Source organism: Paenibacillus marinisediminis (assembly GCF_054343325.1).
Map to the genome: position 1 here is coordinate 16,064 of NZ_JBTGUH010000005.1, position 18,259 is coordinate 34,322.

18 protein-coding genes are annotated in these 18,259 nt (G+C 49.2%); 5 read left to right on the forward strand and 13 right to left on the reverse strand.

Annotation, left to right across the window (positions count from 1 at the left end; translation table 11 throughout):
* Window positions 1-92: 92 nt before the first annotated feature.
* The 5 genes from ACXX53_RS13030 to ACXX53_RS13050 form a co-directional block, all read right to left on the reverse strand.
* Entirely contained in the window at window positions 93-839 is a 747-nt protein-coding gene (locus ACXX53_RS13030; protein WP_458569084.1) for a DNA-3-methyladenine glycosylase, read from the reverse strand.
* Window positions 840-858: 19 nt separating this feature from the next.
* The gene (locus ACXX53_RS13035; RefSeq protein WP_458569085.1) at window positions 859-1,797 is read right to left on the reverse strand and encodes a PD-(D/E)XK nuclease family protein; all 939 of its coding nucleotides are present in this window, start codon (window positions 1,795-1,797) and stop codon (window positions 859-861) included.
* A 114-nt stretch (window positions 1,798-1,911) separates the two neighbouring features.
* Window positions 1,912-2,586, reverse strand: a complete 675-nt coding sequence (locus ACXX53_RS13040) for an SOS response-associated peptidase (protein ID WP_458569086.1) — start codon at window positions 2,584-2,586, stop codon at window positions 1,912-1,914.
* 64 nt (window positions 2,587-2,650) lie between these two features.
* The gene (locus tag ACXX53_RS13045; RefSeq protein WP_458569087.1) at window positions 2,651-4,399 is read right to left on the reverse strand and encodes a bifunctional diguanylate cyclase/phosphohydrolase; all 1,749 of its coding nucleotides are present in this window, start codon (window positions 4,397-4,399) and stop codon (window positions 2,651-2,653) included.
* A 214-nt stretch (window positions 4,400-4,613) separates the two neighbouring features.
* The gene (locus ACXX53_RS13050; RefSeq protein WP_458569088.1) at window positions 4,614-5,537 is read right to left on the reverse strand and encodes an MBL fold metallo-hydrolase; all 924 of its coding nucleotides are present in this window, start codon (window positions 5,535-5,537) and stop codon (window positions 4,614-4,616) included.
* A gap of 298 nt (window positions 5,538-5,835) precedes the next feature.
* Between ACXX53_RS13050 and desA the strand changes: the two genes are divergently transcribed.
* The 3 genes from desA to ACXX53_RS13065 all read left to right on the forward strand — a co-directional run bounded on the left by desA (window position 5,836) and on the right by ACXX53_RS13065 (window position 8,690).
* Window positions 5,836-6,891, forward strand: coding sequence for a Delta(5) desaturase DesA (gene desA / locus ACXX53_RS13055; protein ID WP_458569089.1), 1,056 nt, complete (start codon window positions 5,836-5,838; stop codon window positions 6,889-6,891).
* Window positions 6,892-6,957: 66 nt separating this feature from the next.
* Entirely contained in the window at window positions 6,958-8,088 is a 1,131-nt protein-coding gene (locus ACXX53_RS13060) for a histidine kinase (protein WP_458569090.1), read from the forward strand.
* 2 nt (window positions 8,089-8,090) lie between these two features.
* Window positions 8,091-8,690, forward strand: coding sequence for a response regulator (locus ACXX53_RS13065; RefSeq protein ID WP_458569091.1), 600 nt, complete (start codon window positions 8,091-8,093; stop codon window positions 8,688-8,690).
* 537 nt (window positions 8,691-9,227) lie between these two features.
* On the opposite strand, the gene bshB2 is transcribed toward ACXX53_RS13065, so the two are convergent.
* Entirely contained in the window at window positions 9,228-9,866 is a 639-nt protein-coding gene (gene bshB2, locus ACXX53_RS13070) for a bacillithiol biosynthesis deacetylase BshB2 (protein ID WP_458569092.1), read from the reverse strand.
* 40 nt (window positions 9,867-9,906) lie between these two features.
* Complete coding sequence (locus ACXX53_RS13075; protein ID WP_458569093.1) at window positions 9,907-10,251, reverse strand: YojF family protein; 345 nt, start codon at window positions 10,249-10,251, stop codon at window positions 9,907-9,909.
* A gap of 285 nt (window positions 10,252-10,536) precedes the next feature.
* On the opposite strand from ACXX53_RS13075, the gene ACXX53_RS13080 reads away from it, so the two are divergent.
* Together ACXX53_RS13080 and ACXX53_RS13085 are read left to right on the forward strand one after the other, a co-directional pair.
* Window positions 10,537-11,106 (forward strand): GNAT family N-acetyltransferase, encoded by a 570-nt coding sequence (locus tag ACXX53_RS13080; RefSeq protein WP_458569094.1) that lies wholly within the window; start codon window positions 10,537-10,539, stop codon window positions 11,104-11,106.
* A 34-nt stretch (window positions 11,107-11,140) separates the two neighbouring features.
* Window positions 11,141-12,397 carry an MFS transporter gene (locus ACXX53_RS13085; RefSeq protein ID WP_458569095.1) on the forward strand — a complete coding sequence of 419 codons (1,257 nt, stop codon included), beginning with the start codon at window positions 11,141-11,143 and terminating at the stop codon, window positions 12,395-12,397.
* A gap of 168 nt (window positions 12,398-12,565) precedes the next feature.
* On the opposite strand, the gene ACXX53_RS13090 is transcribed toward ACXX53_RS13085, so the two are convergent.
* From ACXX53_RS13090 to ACXX53_RS13115, 6 genes are all read right to left on the reverse strand, one after another.
* Window positions 12,566-12,940, reverse strand: coding sequence for a glyoxalase (locus tag ACXX53_RS13090; RefSeq protein ID WP_458569096.1), 375 nt, complete (start codon window positions 12,938-12,940; stop codon window positions 12,566-12,568).
* Window positions 12,941-13,386: 446 nt separating this feature from the next.
* The gene (locus ACXX53_RS13095; protein WP_458569097.1) at window positions 13,387-14,355 is read right to left on the reverse strand and encodes an ABC transporter ATP-binding protein; all 969 of its coding nucleotides are present in this window, start codon (window positions 14,353-14,355) and stop codon (window positions 13,387-13,389) included.
* Window positions 14,356-14,391: 36 nt separating this feature from the next.
* Window positions 14,392-15,186 carry an ABC transporter permease gene (locus ACXX53_RS13100; RefSeq protein ID WP_458569098.1) on the reverse strand — a complete coding sequence of 265 codons (795 nt, stop codon included), beginning with the start codon at window positions 15,184-15,186 and terminating at the stop codon, window positions 14,392-14,394.
* Window positions 15,183-15,959: an ABC transporter permease gene (locus tag ACXX53_RS13105; protein WP_458569099.1), complete on the reverse strand. Its 777-nt coding sequence runs from the start codon at window positions 15,957-15,959 to the stop codon at window positions 15,183-15,185. Before ACXX53_RS13105 ends, ACXX53_RS13100 begins: the two co-directional genes overlap by 4 nt.
* A gap of 176 nt (window positions 15,960-16,135) precedes the next feature.
* The gene (locus ACXX53_RS13110) at window positions 16,136-17,425 is read right to left on the reverse strand and encodes an alpha-L-fucosidase (protein WP_458569100.1); all 1,290 of its coding nucleotides are present in this window, start codon (window positions 17,423-17,425) and stop codon (window positions 16,136-16,138) included.
* 256 nt (window positions 17,426-17,681) lie between these two features.
* Window positions 17,682-18,143, reverse strand: a complete 462-nt coding sequence (locus ACXX53_RS13115; protein ID WP_458569101.1) for a DUF1097 domain-containing protein — start codon at window positions 18,141-18,143, stop codon at window positions 17,682-17,684.
* Window positions 18,144-18,259 lie beyond the last annotated feature (116 nt).

Below are 18,259 nucleotides of genomic sequence, written 5' to 3' on the forward strand. Positions count from 1 at the left end.
CATTGTAGCACGACACATTACAATATTCAAATGAATTTAATAATGTTCTATATATTTTTTTCTTGCAATTAAAAACAGCCAAAGCTCAAACCCTATTCGGATTCGTCCTTGGCTGTAAGGTGCATATACTCATCTTCCTCCATACGCTCAGCAATTGACAGCGGCACAGCTTCTTGGTATGCCACCGATACGTATGGATGTCCTTCTATATAGAAACGCCACAGCTTATCTGCATATTCTTCCGCATACGGTATGCCAATGCGCGGCGCGCATACGATCCGCGACGGCTCCACTAGCGTCCCTGCTTCGAGCCATATATCCTCACCGTTCACCAGGTCTGCGCCGTCAAGCTCCTTGCCGATCGCCAGCGCGCGGCACAGCTTGCCCGGACCGTTGCTAAGCTCGGCGGCTTTGCGTGACTTCAACGGGCGGAGCTGCTGCATCAACCTCTCATCTTCAGCGGACAATGGCGCCACGCCTCGAATCAGCACCGCTTCCGCTTGGTCAGTTGATGCCGCCACAACATTAAGGCAATGGTACATGCCGTAAATAAGGTACACGTAGGCGACGCCTCCGTCCAGAAACATCGTTTCAGTCCGTTTCGTGCGGCGGTTGCCGTAGGCGTGCGAGCCTTTGTCATGCAGCGCAACATAGCTTTCCGTCTCGACAATCATCGTGCGAATGATGCCGCCCTCTACTCGGCGAGCCAACGTTCGTCCAAGCAGCTGAGGTCCGAGCCGCAATGCGCCTTGGCGATACCAGCTTCGCGGCAAACGCTGGCCAGGTAAAGCCGCCTCAACATCAACCGGCATTGCAATATCTCTATCATGATGCATCATAGCCGTTCGCTTCCTCCTCTTAGTCCTCCTGCGGTCTCGGCTTGGCACCTTCACACATCTCACGGAATGAGCAGCGGCGGCACTTGCGCTCATCATCTGTCACTTCAAAGAATTGCATCTCTTTCGGTGCATTAAGCGCCGTATCCTGCATATAGCCGCGCATCGCGGCTATGCTTTGCTCCGCATAAGCTACCAGATGCTCCATCTCTTCTTCCGCTACCACATCCACCTTGCACTGACCGCTGAGCAGATATTCCGTGCGAATATCAATATGCTCATACGGAACGCCATAGTGCTCATGCACGTACCAGCCGTATAAGCGAAGCTGAGTATCGTTCCGCTCATCTTCCTGACCTGTCTTCCAGTCCACGATGATATACCTTCCCGCTTGCCGGTACATAAAGTCGAGCTTGACGTAGACCATCGTATCGCCTAGATCGATCGTGTTCAGCTGCTCGAGCTCCACCAGATGGCATCCATCTGCATTCATGTAGTGCTGCATGCTATCGCTGCCAAGCAGCCGCTCCGCTAGAATCGGGATCCGACGCTTGATCGTATCCTTCGTCGAATCCAGCAGCCCGCCGTAGTAATACATCTCCTGCAGCATCGTCCGCTGCTTCGGCTGCAGCTTCCAAGCCTCCACATCGCGTGAATCCTTATAAGCCTGATTCAAGAGGGCGCGAATGCGGCGCTTCATTTCTTCCACATCCATAACACGGCCGTAGTTATGATACAGCTTGACGGCTTCCTCAGCCAGCTTATGCACGGATTCTCCAAACACCAGATAGAGATTCGTCATCTGCTTAAGACGATAGGCCTGGCGCGCCATTGGAGGAGCATCCATATACCAGCCGTTATGCGCGGCATAATAATGATAATAGTACTTGCGTCGGCATTCCTGAAATAGGTTGTGTCGTGAAGGGGACCACGACCAATCAGGGTACGGTCTAGGCGGCATGTCATCAACTCCTCTGTTTATCCCGATTGCGGAATAATACGGATAACCGCATCCAGCAGATGCGGTTCATCTCATGTAGAGCTAATTATAACATACAGCCGCCCAGCATAAAGATTAAGCCTTAACCCAAGCCTGCTTCATATCCCACTCCGCAATACAAGAAGCATCATCCAAATGCGCATACTGAATAGCCGGTGATACAGGATACATGCGCATGCGGTCCTCTTGCAGCGGCTTCAGCATCCGCGTCAGATAATCCACCTCTAGCGAGTCTGGCTGCAGCCATTTACCCAGATCCTCAGGTTCTAGTATCGCAGGCATGCGCGGGTTGAATTCTGCAAGCATCGCGTTCGAACGCGTCATAACCATCGTACAAGTTCGATGCACCTGCTTCTGCGCGCTTTTCCATATTTCATATAAGCCTGCTATGCCAAATATACCATTCGTACGCAGCACCACTCGCACCGGATACTTCCGCTTGCGATCAACGCGCCAATAATACAGCCCATTGCATGGAATGATACAGCGCTGCCGTTCTACGACCTTATAATAGGCTTCATTGTCTTTCACCGCGTGCAGGTCTGCATTAATCGCATCCGGGGCCCAGAACGGCACCATTCCCCATCGAAATGAATCCAGCACCCGCTTCCCCTGCTCGATGCTCACAACCGGAACCGAATACGTCGGTACGATATTGTAGCGCGGTCGATATGAGGCCGCCACTTCCTCTATGCCAAAGTAAGCTGACGTTTCCTGCAGCTCGGAACTCAGCGAATATTGATGACACATCGTCCCACCTCCTGTACCGATAGATTGCGCACAGAAGGAAATATTATACACGCTATTTGCGCCGTTAACTGCCTGCCATTTTAGAAGAGTCAAGCTTAAAGTCATACTTCTTCTCAATCATCTGTATAAAGGCATCTGCACATACCGGATCAAACTGGCTGCCAGAGCAGCGCTTCAGTTCTTGGATCGCTTCATCAAATGTTTTGGTTGGCTGATACGGTCTTTCCGTTGTCATGGCGTCGAACGAATCGATGACACTTAACACTCGTACAATCTTCGGGATCTCCTCGCCCTTTAAGCCATGAGGGTACCCCTTGCCATCCATTCGCTCATGATGCAGCTCGATCAGCGGCAGCAGATCAGAATATTTGCCGATCGCGGATACGATCTCTTTTCCCCATTCGACGTGCTTCTTTACGATCATCCATTCCTCGGCATCCAGCTTGCCTTGCTTCTGCAAGATATGCTTAGGGACTTCCAGCTTCCCAATGTCGTGAAACAAAGCACCGAGAATCAGCGACCTCTTTTCCATCTGACTTAAAGGTATGTACTCACAAACGTCCATCGCATAGCTGAAGACCCGTTTGCTGTGCTGGAACGTATAGATGTCTTTCGACAGAAAGATCTTGAGCTGCTGCTCGATCTCGGCAACCTCTTGTTCAATGTCAATCGACTCTGGAATTAGCGACTGTTCATTATAGATATGAGCCAGATTCTTACCCTGAACTTTGGCATAGTACATCGCTTGATCTGCCTTATCGAGCAGCTGTGACTTGTCATGAATTTCTTTGCGGTATTGCGCGATGCCTGCGGAGAAGGTTAAACAGCCGTGCGGAAAAATCTCAACTCCCTCGAAATAAGAGTCATTTACCTTTTTACGCACGTTATTAATGAAGGAGAATGCCTCCTTCTCCGTCTTGCCTTGCATCAGGATCGTAAACTCATCTCCTCCATATCGAGCAACGATACAGTCAATTGTCTTGCACGCATCTGACAGCATGCCGCCGAAGAATCCAAGCAGCTTATCCCCCTTCATGTGTCCGAACGTATCATTATATGTTTTGAAGCTATCGATATCCATAACAATGAGACTGAAGATGTTATCGGCATCCTTAGCCTGCTTGAGCTCCTTCTCCAAGAGCTCTTCAAAGTAACCGTGGTTATACAGTCCAGTTCTCCGATCCCGTGTCGCTTTATCGGAAACCTGCTGATATAGATAGTAGAATTGCTGAAAAGATAGGGATAGCATCACGCAAATAACTAGAAATAAGAGCAAGCCAAAGTAGAGATCGGTTGGGATGATCATGCATAATACAAGCGACAGCAGCAGCATACTGACATACTCAGCAGCCGTTTCTTTTAACATACTCTTAAGGAGAACTAGGAAGTTTCGCTTCATCAAAATATAGAAATACAGAGCGAACGTTATCGAATTTATTAAGAAATAGGTGAATAGCGAGATGATATAGATGAGAATATCTTTGGAATCCAGAGGGCCCACTTTACCGCCAAGCAGAGTGAACACATTATAAACAGCTGTAATCATAATGCAGTACACTGAGAAGTTAAACAGATGCTTCCACCATTCAAGCTTACGCTTTAATATGGCATAGATTACCGTGCTTAACAGCAATACCTCCAGCGTTAGCTGCAATCCAAATGTAAAGATACACGCTAAATAAACAGCTGAGTCCATGGATTGATTGTTGCCTTCAGGCGGCAATTGGAATACAACCTGGTTTAATAACAGGACAGACCCGACCAGCGCCAATAACAGCACCCATTCTGAGGTAGTTCGAACTTGATAATCCATATTTAAGATAAAAACAGCCACGCCAAGAACAGATATTGCGATTAAATACAAATTGATCGGTACCTTTATGTAATGCCTTAGCCTAGTCCTTAGATTCATCAAGAATCGTTCCTTCCTAATTATGTGTGATGAACTCTCTCTGTTGTTTTCTTTCATGTTCAAAAGCCGCTCCAACCAGCAGCCTGCTGTCAGAACGGCTCTAGACGTTAGCTGTTTAGATCATCGGGAAGGTTTCCCCGCGCTTTAATATATGCAAGGCGCTGCGGTCAGAATATGCTTCGTCCCATCGATTCAGCAAACGATCGAGCGCTTCCCTTGGTGTATCATCCGCCAGTCGATAGGCATCATAATGCATCGGTATAAAATGCTTGCCTCCAAGCTCATCAAACGCGCGCACTGCTTCTTCCGGTGTCATGTGCTGCTTCTTCATAAACCATTCCGGCTCATAACAGCCGATCGGCATAAGTACATGCTGAAGCTGAAACTGCTCCCCTATTCTTCGAAAATGATCATGATACCCTGAGTCGCCGACAAAGTAGACAGACTGCTGATCAGCTCCCTCCAGCACCCAACCGCCCCATAAGGAGCGATTCGTATCCCACAGCGTGCGCCGCGACCAATGCAGCGATGGCACGAAGGTCATGCGCAGCGACTGATGCTGTAGGCTGTCCCACCATTCGAACTCCTTCACTTGGCGCAAGCCCTTTCGCATAAAGCTGTTCCCCAGCCCCTTCGGAACGAGATAGAGCGGTTGTCCCTTCAATCTGCGGATCGAGCTATAATGCAGATGGTCGTAGTGGTTATGCGAGATCAACACGATATCGATCTCCGGCAGATCCGTGATCGCGACATTGGGTCGCGACATACGCTTCTGGAATCCCATTCGCATGGCCCACACGGGGTCAGTAATGATATTGAGCCCGCCTAACTGGATCAGAAAGGTACAATGCCCGATAAACGTAATCGTCGCCTCGCTGCGGTTGTTCTGCAAATATTCTCGCTTCACCTCATCCACGGTCGGGACGATATAGGACAAGTCCTTCACTTTACTGCGCCGTTCCTTCTGCCACTGCAGCATATCCTGGTAGCGAAAGCTCTTAACTGCAGTAAACTCGTTTAGTTCATCTATCTTATTCACTTCGTGTTCACGTCCTTTGTCGAAAAGCCCTTAAAGGTGATTATAGTATAGATTTCCCAACAAACATAACAAATAAGTACGTTTGCTTAACCGACGGTTATACTGCCGGCAGCCATTTTTGTCTAATAAACGTGAAAAAAGGAAGTAATTTGCTTTTCGTATATGACATTTGTCATACTCGCCACTTGACGTTTATGACTACTTTGATTCCAGTGTATTTCTTACAATTAATCTAACCAATACTATCGCTGACGTTCGGAACGATCTCCATGCGTCATATGAAGGAGGAATACAGGAGATGTCTCAATCCAAGCAAATCCAGCTCAAGAAAAGTATCGCCCCCTATGAGAAGACGAACCTGAGAATCAGCATTAGACAATTGCTTAACACCTTAATCCCATTAGTTCTGTTCTGGTGTGCTGCCTACTTTAGTTTGGAGATATCATACTGGCTGACGCTTGCCTTTGGATTCATCACAGCTGGGTTTGTGATCCGGGCATTTATTATATTTCACGACTGCTGCCATCAATCCTTCTTCAAGAGCCGTCTGGCGAATGAAATCGTGGGAACGATCACCGGCGTCATTTCACTAAGTCCTTATCAGCAATGGAAATACAGCCACTCCGTTCATCATGCGACGAGCGGCAATCTAGATAAGCGCGGCATCGGCGATATCTGGGTACTGACTACCGACGAATATGCTGCGGCTACTCCTTGGCGCCGTCTTATGTATCGACTGTATCGCCATCCGATCGTCATGTTCGTGCTTGGTCCGATCGGCATATTTCTGATTCTATACCGCTTTAACCGCAAGGGAGCGAAGCGCAAGGAACGAATCAACACGTACGTAACGAACATCTCGATCGTTGCCCTCTATACCCTGCTAATCTGGTTAGTCGGATGGCAGGCATTTCTGCTCATTCAAGGCCCAATATTCCTCGTATCGGGGATGCTCGGGATCTGGTTGTTCTATGTACAGCATCAGTTCGAGGACTCATACTATGAGCATGGGGATGAATGGAGCTACGTAAAGGCGGCCGTTGAGGGAAGCTCCTACTATAAGCTGCCGAAGCTGCTGCAGTGGATTACGGGCAATATCGGCTTTCACCACGTTCATCATCTAAGCCCGAGAGTGCCAAATTATTATTTGGAGGAAGCGCATGATACGACACCTCCGCTTCAACAAGCAACAACGATTACGTTGCGCACAAGCTTGAAGTCGCTGCGTTTCCATCTGTGGGATGAGAATACGAAGACATTTATCAACTTTAAGGAGATGAAGAGACGGCTTCGCGACCAAGAAGGCGCGGCAGCGAAGATCAAAATTCCTCGCCCAGGCTTAGAAGGAAAGTAGACGTCTATTCTTTTATTTGTGATAAAATAAAATTTAATATAGGTTTGCGGAATATAGGGAGGCACCATGCAGAAGTGGTATCAGATATTTCAGAAAAATACTGGTCTTAGTCTATATGTGTGGGGTGTATTCTACATCCTCCCTTTCTATTTCATCTTCCGGTCATCCTCAACTTATGAGGTCGTGTCCGGCTTTGTTATGGTTATTCTCTTCTTCATCTGCTATGTGCTCGCATTCGTGTCGAAGGGCTGGCAGGTCTACTTCTGGACCAGTGTACAGATCATCATCTCCATTGCCATGACCTTGATATTCGGTTATGTGTATTTCTCCATCTTCCTTGCCTATTTTATCGGTAATATACAGAATAAGATCGGTTTCTTCGTCCTCTATACGATCCATCTCGTCAGTATGATTATTGCGATCAACTACGGCTTTGTCACACGCAATCCGATTCTCATCGCACAGTTTCCATTTGTTCTGATGAACTTAATCGGGGTTATCCTCCTTCCAGTCAATACGTACAACCGCAACAAGCGTGAGAAGCTGCAGGGGATGCTGGAGGATGCCAACAAGCGTATCTCTGAGCTCGTGAAGCTCGAGGAGCGGCAGCGCATCGCGCGTGATCTTCACGACACGCTGGGTCAGAAGCTGGCGCTGATCGGATTGAAGAGTGATCTAGCCGGGAAGCTGATGAGGAAGGATATAGAGCAGGCTCAAGCGGAGATTAACGATGTCCACCAGACCGCCAGGACGGCTCTTAAGGAAGTTCGAGAGCTGATTACGCAGATGAGAGGCACCAGACTAGAAGATGAAATGCATCGGATCAGGCAAATATTAAAGGCTGCTCATATCGAGTTTACGCTGGAAGGAGATCCGAAGCTGCACAACACCTCGCTGCTGAACGAGAATGTGCTAAGCATGTGCCTGAAGGAAGCCGTCACGAATGTGGTCAAGCACAGTCAGGCAACCGCTTGTTGGGTCTCGATTGAGCCAACGAATTCAGAGCTCGTGCTTCGCGTGAGGGACAATGGCATTGGAATTGACGAACAGAATCGTCATTATAGAGGAAATGGATTGCGGGGTATGAAGGAGCGTCTGGAATTCGTGAATGGCAGTCTAGAGATCAGTTCCGATCAAGGAATGATCGTCACGATGAGAATTCCGAACGTCGTCTTTCAGCCAGAAGAGGAGGCTTAGCTATGATTCATATCGTCATCGCAGAGGATCAGCGGATGCTGCTAGGCGCTCTTGCTACCCTGCTGGATATGGAAGAGGATATGAAAGTTGTAGGTCGGGCAAGCAATGGTGAAGATGCGGTCGCTTTAGTTCACCAGCACAAGCCGGATATATGCATCATGGATATTGAGATGCCTGTGAAGAGCGGCTTGGAGGCTGCGGAGGAGATCAAAGGTACTGGCTGCAAGGTCATCATCTTGACGACATTTGCCCGCTCCGGTTACTTCGAGCGCGCCTTGAAGGCCGGCGTTCGAGGCTATCTGCTGAAGGACAGCCCGAGCGAAGAGCTCGCCAGCTCGATTCGGAGCGTGATGGCTGGACGGCGCATTTACGCACCAGAGCTGATCGATGATGCCTACGGTGAAGCGAATCCGTTAACGGAACGTGAAAATGAGGTTCTCGGGCTCATCGCAGACGGCAAGAACACGAAGGAAATTGCAGACGAGCTGTACATCACGACAGGTACCGTCCGCAATTATATCTCGGTCATTCTCGATAAGCTGGATGTCAGCAATCGAATCGAAGCCATCACCCGCTTCAAGGAGAAAGGCTGGTTTAAATAAGCCGCAGCGCCTTGCACGGCCGTGACGTCTCCCTTGGACGTCTTAGCCTCGTGCGAGGCGCTTTTTTTGTGCCGCCGCGACCTCGCGTTGCTCATCACACATCACAATACCTATACACGACCCCGACTCTGTAACACGGTTTCTCCCCGTTATCTCACCTTACTTACGCGTTTCACCCGCCGTAACGGGGAAAAACCCAGTTAGATCGCTCACGCTGCACCATCCGTGCGGCGGACTCGACTCTGTAACACGGTTTTTCCCAGTTATCTCACACAACCTGCGTGTTTCACCCGCCGTAACGGGGAAAAAACCAGTTAGATCGCTCAGGCTGCACCATCCGCGCGGCGACCTCGGCTCTGTAACACGGTTTCTCCCCGTTATCTCACCTTACCTGTGCGTTTCACACGCTGTAACGGGGTAAAAACCAGCTATCTCCTCACTCTATCACTTTTAGACCGTACTTAAGTTAACCGACGCATCCACACATAAAAAGGCAAAGCGATTGGTATCGCTCTGCCTTCATTCTTATTGCCCATTTTAAAATTGATAACGCCACATGCGCTCCCGCTTATAACGCTCTTTCTTCTCTGGACCATAGTCGCCCAGCATCAGTTGAAATTGTGACTTGTGCGCCTTAATGGCTTGCACCTTCTGATCCACCCACTCGCTCACATCGTTTACGAAATGAGGCGGCCCAAGCACATCCTTGCAATTGCTAGTCATCGCCACACAGCGAACCTCTGGTCTGCTTGCAGCAGGCATGCTCTTCACACCTCGGATAACGATCTCTCCGCAAGCATCATGATCCGGATGAACACTTAGTCCTGGGTAAAATGTATAAATGATATCCGGCCGCAGCTCTTCAATAATCTGACTCATCTTCTGCGCCCATAGATCCAGATCCTCGAACTCTACCATCTTGTCATGCAAGCCTAAGTGACGCACATCCTGAATGCCGAGCGTTCGGCATGCCTCAGCTAACTCACGCTGCCGAATGAGGGGCAAGGTAACACGACTTGCAAACGGCGGGACCCCCATATTCCGTCCCATTTCCCCTAACGTCATGCAGACATAGGTTACGTGCGCGCCTTGTTTAATATGTTGAATCAGCGTCCCTCCGACGATGGTCTCATCATCAGGGTGAGCAAATACAGCCAATATTCGTTGCTGCTCCATTACCTTCACCTTCTGCTTCTCTTAATCAGTTCATTTCCTATTAAAATGGTTCTCGTGACAGCTGCAGCGCAACAACGAGCTTGCCATCACCGTCATGACCTGCGGCAATAAGACGATCCTGCTCCGTCTCTTCCCAATGCGTGAGCCCTTGTGCATACACCCATCCGAGCTCGGTCTTTAATCCGATGCGGTACGGACCATCGCCTGCGATGGAGCCCTGCCCGTAACGAATCTTGGCATTGCTCAGAAATGCCGAAGCCGTCAGCTTAGATTGATCACGCTGGCTAGCGTATGCTCCAGTGGTCATTTCGAGATGTATATAAACTTCTTGATCCTTCAAGCGATCCAGAAGCTGCTGAACGGCCCCGGGTTCGATTGTTATCATGTGTATCCTCCTCTGATGACTGGAATAGTCATGGTACATGACGTTACTCAGTCTGCGACTACTTTATTTTAGCACCCTGCTAACCATTTTACAGTTATCTCTATTGTAGGCGGTTTGCGATAAGAAATCACCTAGTCATTTAAATTTAAACATTGCTGTTCTAACTATTATAGTAGTAATTGTTTACATCAGGGGCATGAACTTTGATATTGACTAGCACATGGAATGCTAATATAGTTACGTTCAAATCATACAAGCTGCATAAGGAAAGGATCGTGAACAAACATGCTCGACAAGTCTATTCCTTTTCATCGGATTATTTTACAGCGCAAGGCCGGAACACGTATCCCCGAACCTCAATTGCCCGAAGGTTATACCTATTGTCTCTTTCAATCCGGAGATGAATATGCATGGGCTGAGATCGAAACTTCTGTAGGAGAGTTTGAAAATACCGATAAGGCATTGGCTTATTTTCAAAGAGAATACCTGCCTTTTCTTCCTGAGCTAAAAAGACGCACGATGTTCATCGTCAGCCCTGAACAAGAAAAAGTCGCTACATTAACAAAATGGTGGGCTTACTCTTCCGAAAGACGTGACCCGTGGCTGCATTGGGTTGCCGTAAAACCTAGCTATCAAGGCTTGGGGCTCGGCAAAGCGATCGTATTCGAGGGAATGAAGCGCATGTTGGCAATCGAGGGGGATCGAGACATCTACCTTCCTACTCAGACCTGGAGCTACAAGGCCATTGGAATCTATCTGAAGGCTGGCTTTGAATTCATCACAGAGCCTGACATCGGCGGTTACCATAATGAGTATGAGAAGGCGAGACCCATTTTAGACCAAGTGTTGATATAAAGTCAGTGATTTCTATTATCGGAGGATATTTACCATGAATCCAGGCCAAGAATTAACGAATAAACGCAATCGTATGCTGCTGATCATCATCGTATTCACGGGATTCCTGATCTTCGGCTTTTCGGAAAATATTAAAGGTCCCGCTATCCCCCGCATGCAAAGCGACTTCTCGCTGGATGAGATGCAGCTTGGCCTGCTGCTGTCCTTGAATTCATTGGGATATCTGCTAGCGTGCAGCTTTACGGGAATATTGAGCAGGAAGCTAGGTTTAAAGACCGTTACCATGCTCGCCTTTGGCTCCATGACATTATCGGGCATTTTAATCTATTACTCGGTCAATTATACCTTTCTCTCGGTATCCTATTTCTTCATGTATGTAGGCAACGGCATGCTCGAGATTGGCTTAGCGCTGCTTGCGGCAAGGGTATTCACACACAATACAGGGACGATGATGAGCTTGTCTCATTTCTTCTACGGACTGAGTTCCATGGTTGCACCGATCATCGCCACTTATCTAATGGGCGTATCCGTGGGAGGCGCTGAGCTCGGCTGGCGCGGTATGTATTTGATCATGATCTCGCTTGCCATCATTCCGATGCTTCCATCCATAGGCGCGAAGTTTCCTAAGAGCACGGTTGAAGGAAGCAAGCCTATCTCGATGAAGCAGTATGTAAGCGATCCTGCGGCATGGATCATTGTGATGATTCTATCGTTTGGCGTCGTGTCCGAGTTGGCGGTCGGCAGTTGGCTGGTCAATTATTTGGAAAAAGCTTACCAGTGGGAAGCTTCGGCTGCTTCTGGAATGCTGTCTTTATTTTTCTTCTTCTTTATGATGGCTCGACTCTTGTTCGGGCCGATTATCGACAAGATCGGTTTCACCAAATCGTTAATCATCTTCCCTGTCATCTCAGGCGCATGTTCGCTGGGGGGCATTCTGATTGGACCATCCGGCGCTTTTTTATTTGCGCTTGCTGGTATCGGTATCGCACCGATCTATCCGACAGTCATGGCGCTCCTTGCCAAGCGTTACCCGCATGGTGCTGATATGGCCATTACGTTTACGGTTACAATGATGGGCATTGCCAGTGTTATCGGAAACTTCCTCGTCGGATGGATCACGGATACATTCAAGCAGATCTTCACATCACTGCATGGCGCCGAGAAGGGCCTCCTAATCGGGCTTCAAGCGGGGTATGCTTTTATTGCGGTATGTGCTCTCATTTGCTCTGTCGCAGCGATTATCCTATATCGATATGACCGCAAAACACATCCGGCAGCAGTTGTAATGTAGTTGCCGCACACTAGTAAGCCGCAGCGATCTAAGCTATAGACCACTTGACTGTGGTGCTTCATAACAGTGTCAGCTTATAATTGCTGCGGCTCCTGCAGTGACGGTGTCTCTACCTCAAACTAAAATATGACGTACATAGCCATCACAATCGGTACATCAGCTTCGATTCTACAGCGCTTCAAGGAACTCCAACCGATTGCCAAACGGATCGTTCACATAGAACCGCTTTATCCCCTCATCATGACGTGCATCGTCGTCAATTACCGCGCAATGATGGGTCACAAGATGCTCTCGGAGTGCATCCAGATGAATAACCTGAAATGCCGGATGGGCCTTCTTCGCAGGGACAAAATCCTTCTGGACTCCAATATGCACTTGGTGCAGACCACATTGGAACCACACACCCCCGCGAGCGCGCAAGCTCTCCGGTTTCGGGATTTCAACCCAGCCTAGCATGTCAGCGTAATATTTCCTAGCCTCTGCTTCACACCCTTCTGGAGCTGCCAATTGAACATGATCGATCCCTGCAAATGAATAACTCATAACGAGCCCTCCTCCATCATCGAAGTTTCATATAGTGAAACTAAGTTTCAAAATACTTCCATTAAACATTATACAATGTTGTTTCCCTATATGTGCAGTAGCGATTGATTAAATTCTCATCCCCTCGCCCCACCACTCCGCCTGCGTAAGACGGTTTTACCCGTTATCCCGCTCCCCGAGCCCCACTTCGCACGCTGTAACAGGGAAAAACCCCGTTTGATCACTCACCCAGGTATGTTCACTCTCCACCGCGCTAGTGTAAGACGGTTTTTACCCGTTATCTCCCTCCCGAAGCCCACTTCGCACGCTGTAACTGGGAAAAACCCTGTTAGATCACTCGCACAGGTCTGTTCACTCCCCTCTGCGCCCGTGTAAGACGGTTTTTCCCCGTTATACCGCTCCCGATGCCCACTTCGCACGCTGTAACTGGGAAAAACCGCGCTAGATCAGTAAATCCGATGTACGACGTCCTCGAACGCGGGCTCTTCCATATGGACATCGTTCATGTCGCCCCATTCGCTGACGACGCGCAGCACATCCATCGCGGTCAGCTCGTTGCGATTGCAGTGGATGACGAGCTCGCGCCCATTCGCGCTCTCCACGTGAAACGGCTGCTCCCAAGCTGCCGGAACACGCACCGCGCCGTGGTAGCTGATCTTCAGCACCGTCGGCAACCCTATGCGCGAGCGCAGCTCATCCAGCGTGCCGTCGAAGCCGAGCGCACCGTTGTTGATAACGATCACGCGGTCGCACAGCTCCTCGATATCGTCCATATCGTGCGTCGTCAGCAGGATCGTCTTGCCCTGCTCTTGATTGAGCCGCTTCAGCAGGCCGCGAATGCTGCGCTTCGCGATCACATCGAGGCCGATCGTCGGCTCATCAAGGAACAGGATGTCCGGGTCGTGCAGCAGCGCAGCAGCCAGGTCAGCCCTCATCCGCTGACCCAGCGACAGCTTGCGCACGGGAGTGTCCATGATCTCTTGAAGCCCAAGCAGGGCTTCAAGCTCCTGCAGCCTGCTGCGCTTCCGCTCCTCATCCAGCCGATACATCGCGACTAGGATGTCATAGGAATCGCGCACAGGCAGATCCCACCACAGCTGGCTCCGCTGGCCGAACACCACGCCCAGGTGGCGCACCACCTGGCGTCGATTGCGCTGCGGACTCAGCCCGTGGATAAGCACTTCCCCGCTCGAAGGGTGCAGGATACCGGTGAGCATCTTGATCGTCGTGGACTTGCCCGCTCCGTTCGGCCCGATATAGCCGACAAAGTCCCCTTGATTAATGGTGAAGCTAATGTCCTTCACCGCTTCCTTCTCGCGGTATTCCCGGGACAGCAAGCTTCTAATGCTGCCAAACGCTCCCTCCTTCACGACCGGAATCCGAAACGATTTATGTAATTGTTGAACGGATATCATCATGTCCCCCCATTTCCAATATGATCGCTCTTATCACTAAGTCCCCGTACTCTGATAGCGAGATATACCGAATCTCCAGAACCAGAGTCCGAGCAGCAGAAACAGCACCGCAAACACAATCACCGCCCCAATCAACCACAAGCCATACTGATCCCGCAGGATATACAACGCAGGAACGTAGTTAGCGATCCCGACCGGTATGAATATAATCAGCGACATCTTCAACCAGCCTGGGTACAAATCAAGCGGATACTGTGCCGCCGTGCGCGCCGCATCCTCTGTGATGTTCTGTAGTTCTTCAATGCGCGTGATCCAGAAGCCGAATGTCGCCGTTACCAGCCCGATTGAGAATAAGATAACCGACCCCGATAAGATCACGATGATCGTGAGCGGTATCGCTTCCCAGCCAATCTGACCCGATTGCATCAGACCGTTCATGGCCAACGTTAAGATGATGATGCCTTGACCGAACTCCCCGAACAGTATTCGATAATTCTGAGTCATGAGCGCGAGCAGCACTGGCACCGGTCGAATAAGCAGCGCGTCTAGGTCGCCGCTAACCAAGTATTTTTCCAGATGATGAACGTCTGAAGCCAGTGAACGGTAGATTGCCTTCGATAGCATAATAACCGAGTACAGATAGCCCACCTCATAGATCGACCATCCCTTGATGCTGCCGAACTTAGCCAACACGAGCGCGATCATCAGGAATTCGGACAGATTGATAAGTGCAGCCATAAACGTTGAGATCAGAAAGTTGAACTTGTACTGCATCCCGCTCCGCAAGCTGGCGCGTATGAGCAGCACATACATCTTGAACGCGTGGTTCATCCGCCCTGCACCTCCAATCGATGCCGCATCATCGCTGTTCCGAGCAAGCACACGCCTGTCAGACACACAGCCCATGCGACAGCCCCCGACAGCACGCTGGCGGATTCCATTTGCATGTAGATGCGGTTTGGATAATAGAGAAGATACGGATAAGGTAATGCTAAGCCAATAGCACGAAGCCAGTCTGGCGTCCATTCCAGCGGAATAAAGAATCCGGAGAGCAGCATTGTTAACGCGTAGTTAACCCAGTAGAGCCATCTGGACTCCGTTGTCCAGAGCGCAGCGATCCCGATCAGGAACTGGATGCAGATCGAGATGTACGCCCCCATCAGGATAGCGATTGCTGTCCATACATAGACTGTAAAATCATTTGGAAGTTGAAGTGAGAAGATAAAGAAGTAGAGTGTGTAGATCGGCAGAAATTTGTAGATCAGTTGGTAGAACTGCTGTCCCCATTCCCGACTCATTCGTTCATAGAACAAATGCACAGGCCGCATCATATCGAATGCGATCTGTCCTGTTCGCACAGAACCTGCGATACCAAGACCGTTGCTCTGAAACAGCGTTAACCAGATGACGCATTGGTTAAATGCGATGTACGACGTCATGCCGTGCACCCCGTACTCTCCAAGTGAGTTGTCTGCCCCAACTCCAGCCCAGATCGATACGTAGATAAACCCGAACATAAAGCTCGCAATGTTGTGCACCATATGTGCGCCGCGGTACTGTAGATTACGAGCATATGCCTTTCTTGCCAAGACCGTAAATAGCACATTACACCTCCTAGAGTTGACTTCAGATTGGTGTATGCGTAGAGAGAAGGAATAATAGGATATCAGATTTGTACATATATTGGCAATGGTTATTTTACGCGATTTGACATTCACATGAAAAATGGCGACCCTCCCCAAGCCTTGCTGAGAAGCGATCGCCACTTAATATGTTTAAATTAGTTATGTGTAACTACTGCGCCAGAACCGCCGTACATATCAAGCTCACCGTCAAGCTCCAGCTTGAGTACAGTAACTCGATCGTGTGCATCTTCCTCTGTCATGTTAATCCAGGTTGTGCCCGGAATGTTGAACCAAGGTACTCCGCCATGAATCTCATGCGTAAGCTCTTTGCCAGAGTGGAGCACTGTGATCTTATTGATCTTGTTGGACAGACCTTTTAGGCATAGGCATTCTGTTGGCTTGTCATAGACGAACAGATACAGTGTCTTCTTATCTTTGGATACGGTGCTGCCGCCCAGGAAGTAACGTGGAAGAATTCCCTCGTCAGTGCCAAATACCGCTTCTTCATGCGTCTTGATCCACTCGCCAAGGCCAAGCAAAATAGCTTCTTGACGCTCATCGATCGTACCGTCTTCTCGAGGTCCGATATCAAGCAGCATGTTGCCGCCCAGCGTGATGCAATCACAGAACATGCGGATAATTTGATTCAAGGATTTGTAATCATTATCGGCATGCTGATAACCCCAAGAGCTGTTGATCGTCGTGCAGAATTCCCACGGACCCACAGGGCGCGTGATTGGAATACCTTGCTCAGGCGTTTTGTAGTCGCCGTGACCTTGCAAGCGCGAGTTGATAATAAGATCCTTATTGAACGTTAAGAGATAATCTTTGAATTCAGGCAATCCCCATTGCTTCGCGCTTCTCTCCCAGTCTCCGTCGAACCAGAGAAGGTCTACTGTGCCGTAATTGGTCAGAATTTCTTTCAATTGGTTGTTGTTGAACTCCAAGAAACGCTTCCAAGCCTCTTCATCCTGTACACCGTCAGTAGGATAAGCGAACTTGTTCATCTGGCTTGGATCTTCCGGCACGATGCCTTCTGAGTATACACTTGGATAGTCCGGATGGGACCAATCAATAAGGGAGTAATACATCCCTGTTCTAATACCGCGCTTCTGAATCGCCTCGGCATATTCCTTAATGATATCTTTCTTAGCAGGCGTCTTCTTCACGACGTTCAGATCACTGTACTGGGTATCGAACAGGGCTACACCATCATGATGCTTTGTCGTCAGAACCGCATATTTTGCACCGGACTTCTCGATTAGATCTGCCCACTTGTCTGCATCAAAGTGCTTGGCTGTGAAGCCATCCAGCTGTTTCATGTAGTCTTCATAAGAAACTCTTCCATTGTAAAATGACCAAGACTCCGAAATCCCATCGACCGCGTAGATGCCATAGTGAATAAAGATACCCAGCTTGGCTTCTTCGAACCACTTTTGTACCATACTCAAGCTCTCCCCTGACTATTAATGATTAATCTCGCATTAACATATCTTTTTACCATTGTATTGAAAATCTGCTGCTAGTATCACCCAATCACCATTGGATGAAGCGGTTACATATGCGCTAAGCGTGCCGCATTCACATTTCTGGTCAGCACACCACTATCATAGAATACCTAGTTCATATAATCAAGTTATCGATAACATTCTTAATTATGGAAAATAATAACTTGCTAGACTGCTTCAACAAATCGCTAAATCAGCGCGTCTTAGTCGGCCTGATCAGCGCTGTTCCCTTCTCGGAAATAAAGCCAAGCAGCGCTCCGAGTATGAGCCCGGATATCGCGCCGCTTAAATCGTTGCCAGTCGCGAAGAAAGTGGAGCTGCCGATGAACGCTCCAGGTATATATCCTAGCGGTTTCCAACGGGACTGCAAGCACATCGCTCCCGCGCCGATTGCTGTTGCGAGCCCCAGTCCCAGCGCGTCTCCAATAACGAGTATAAACAGGTCCGTCATCTGTACGATGAGGAACCCCCAGAGGACACCGCTGAAGTTCGTCGCGAGCGCAGTCTGGAGTCCTTTCGCTCCACCGCCCGCTGCAAAGTATGTAGACCATCCGAGGAATCCAGCGAACGTGATGAGCCCCAGTGTCATGCTAAACACTGCCCATACCCCGGATAATAACCCTGTACTGATTGCGATTGCAAGTAATAATGGCATATGTATTCCTCCAAGCCTATGGGTGCCGAGTCTCTAACAATAGCGGGACCATGTTATTCACACCTAATGTTCTTCAATTCATCCCGCTGCGTCGGGTTAACTGTATTAGGCTTGTC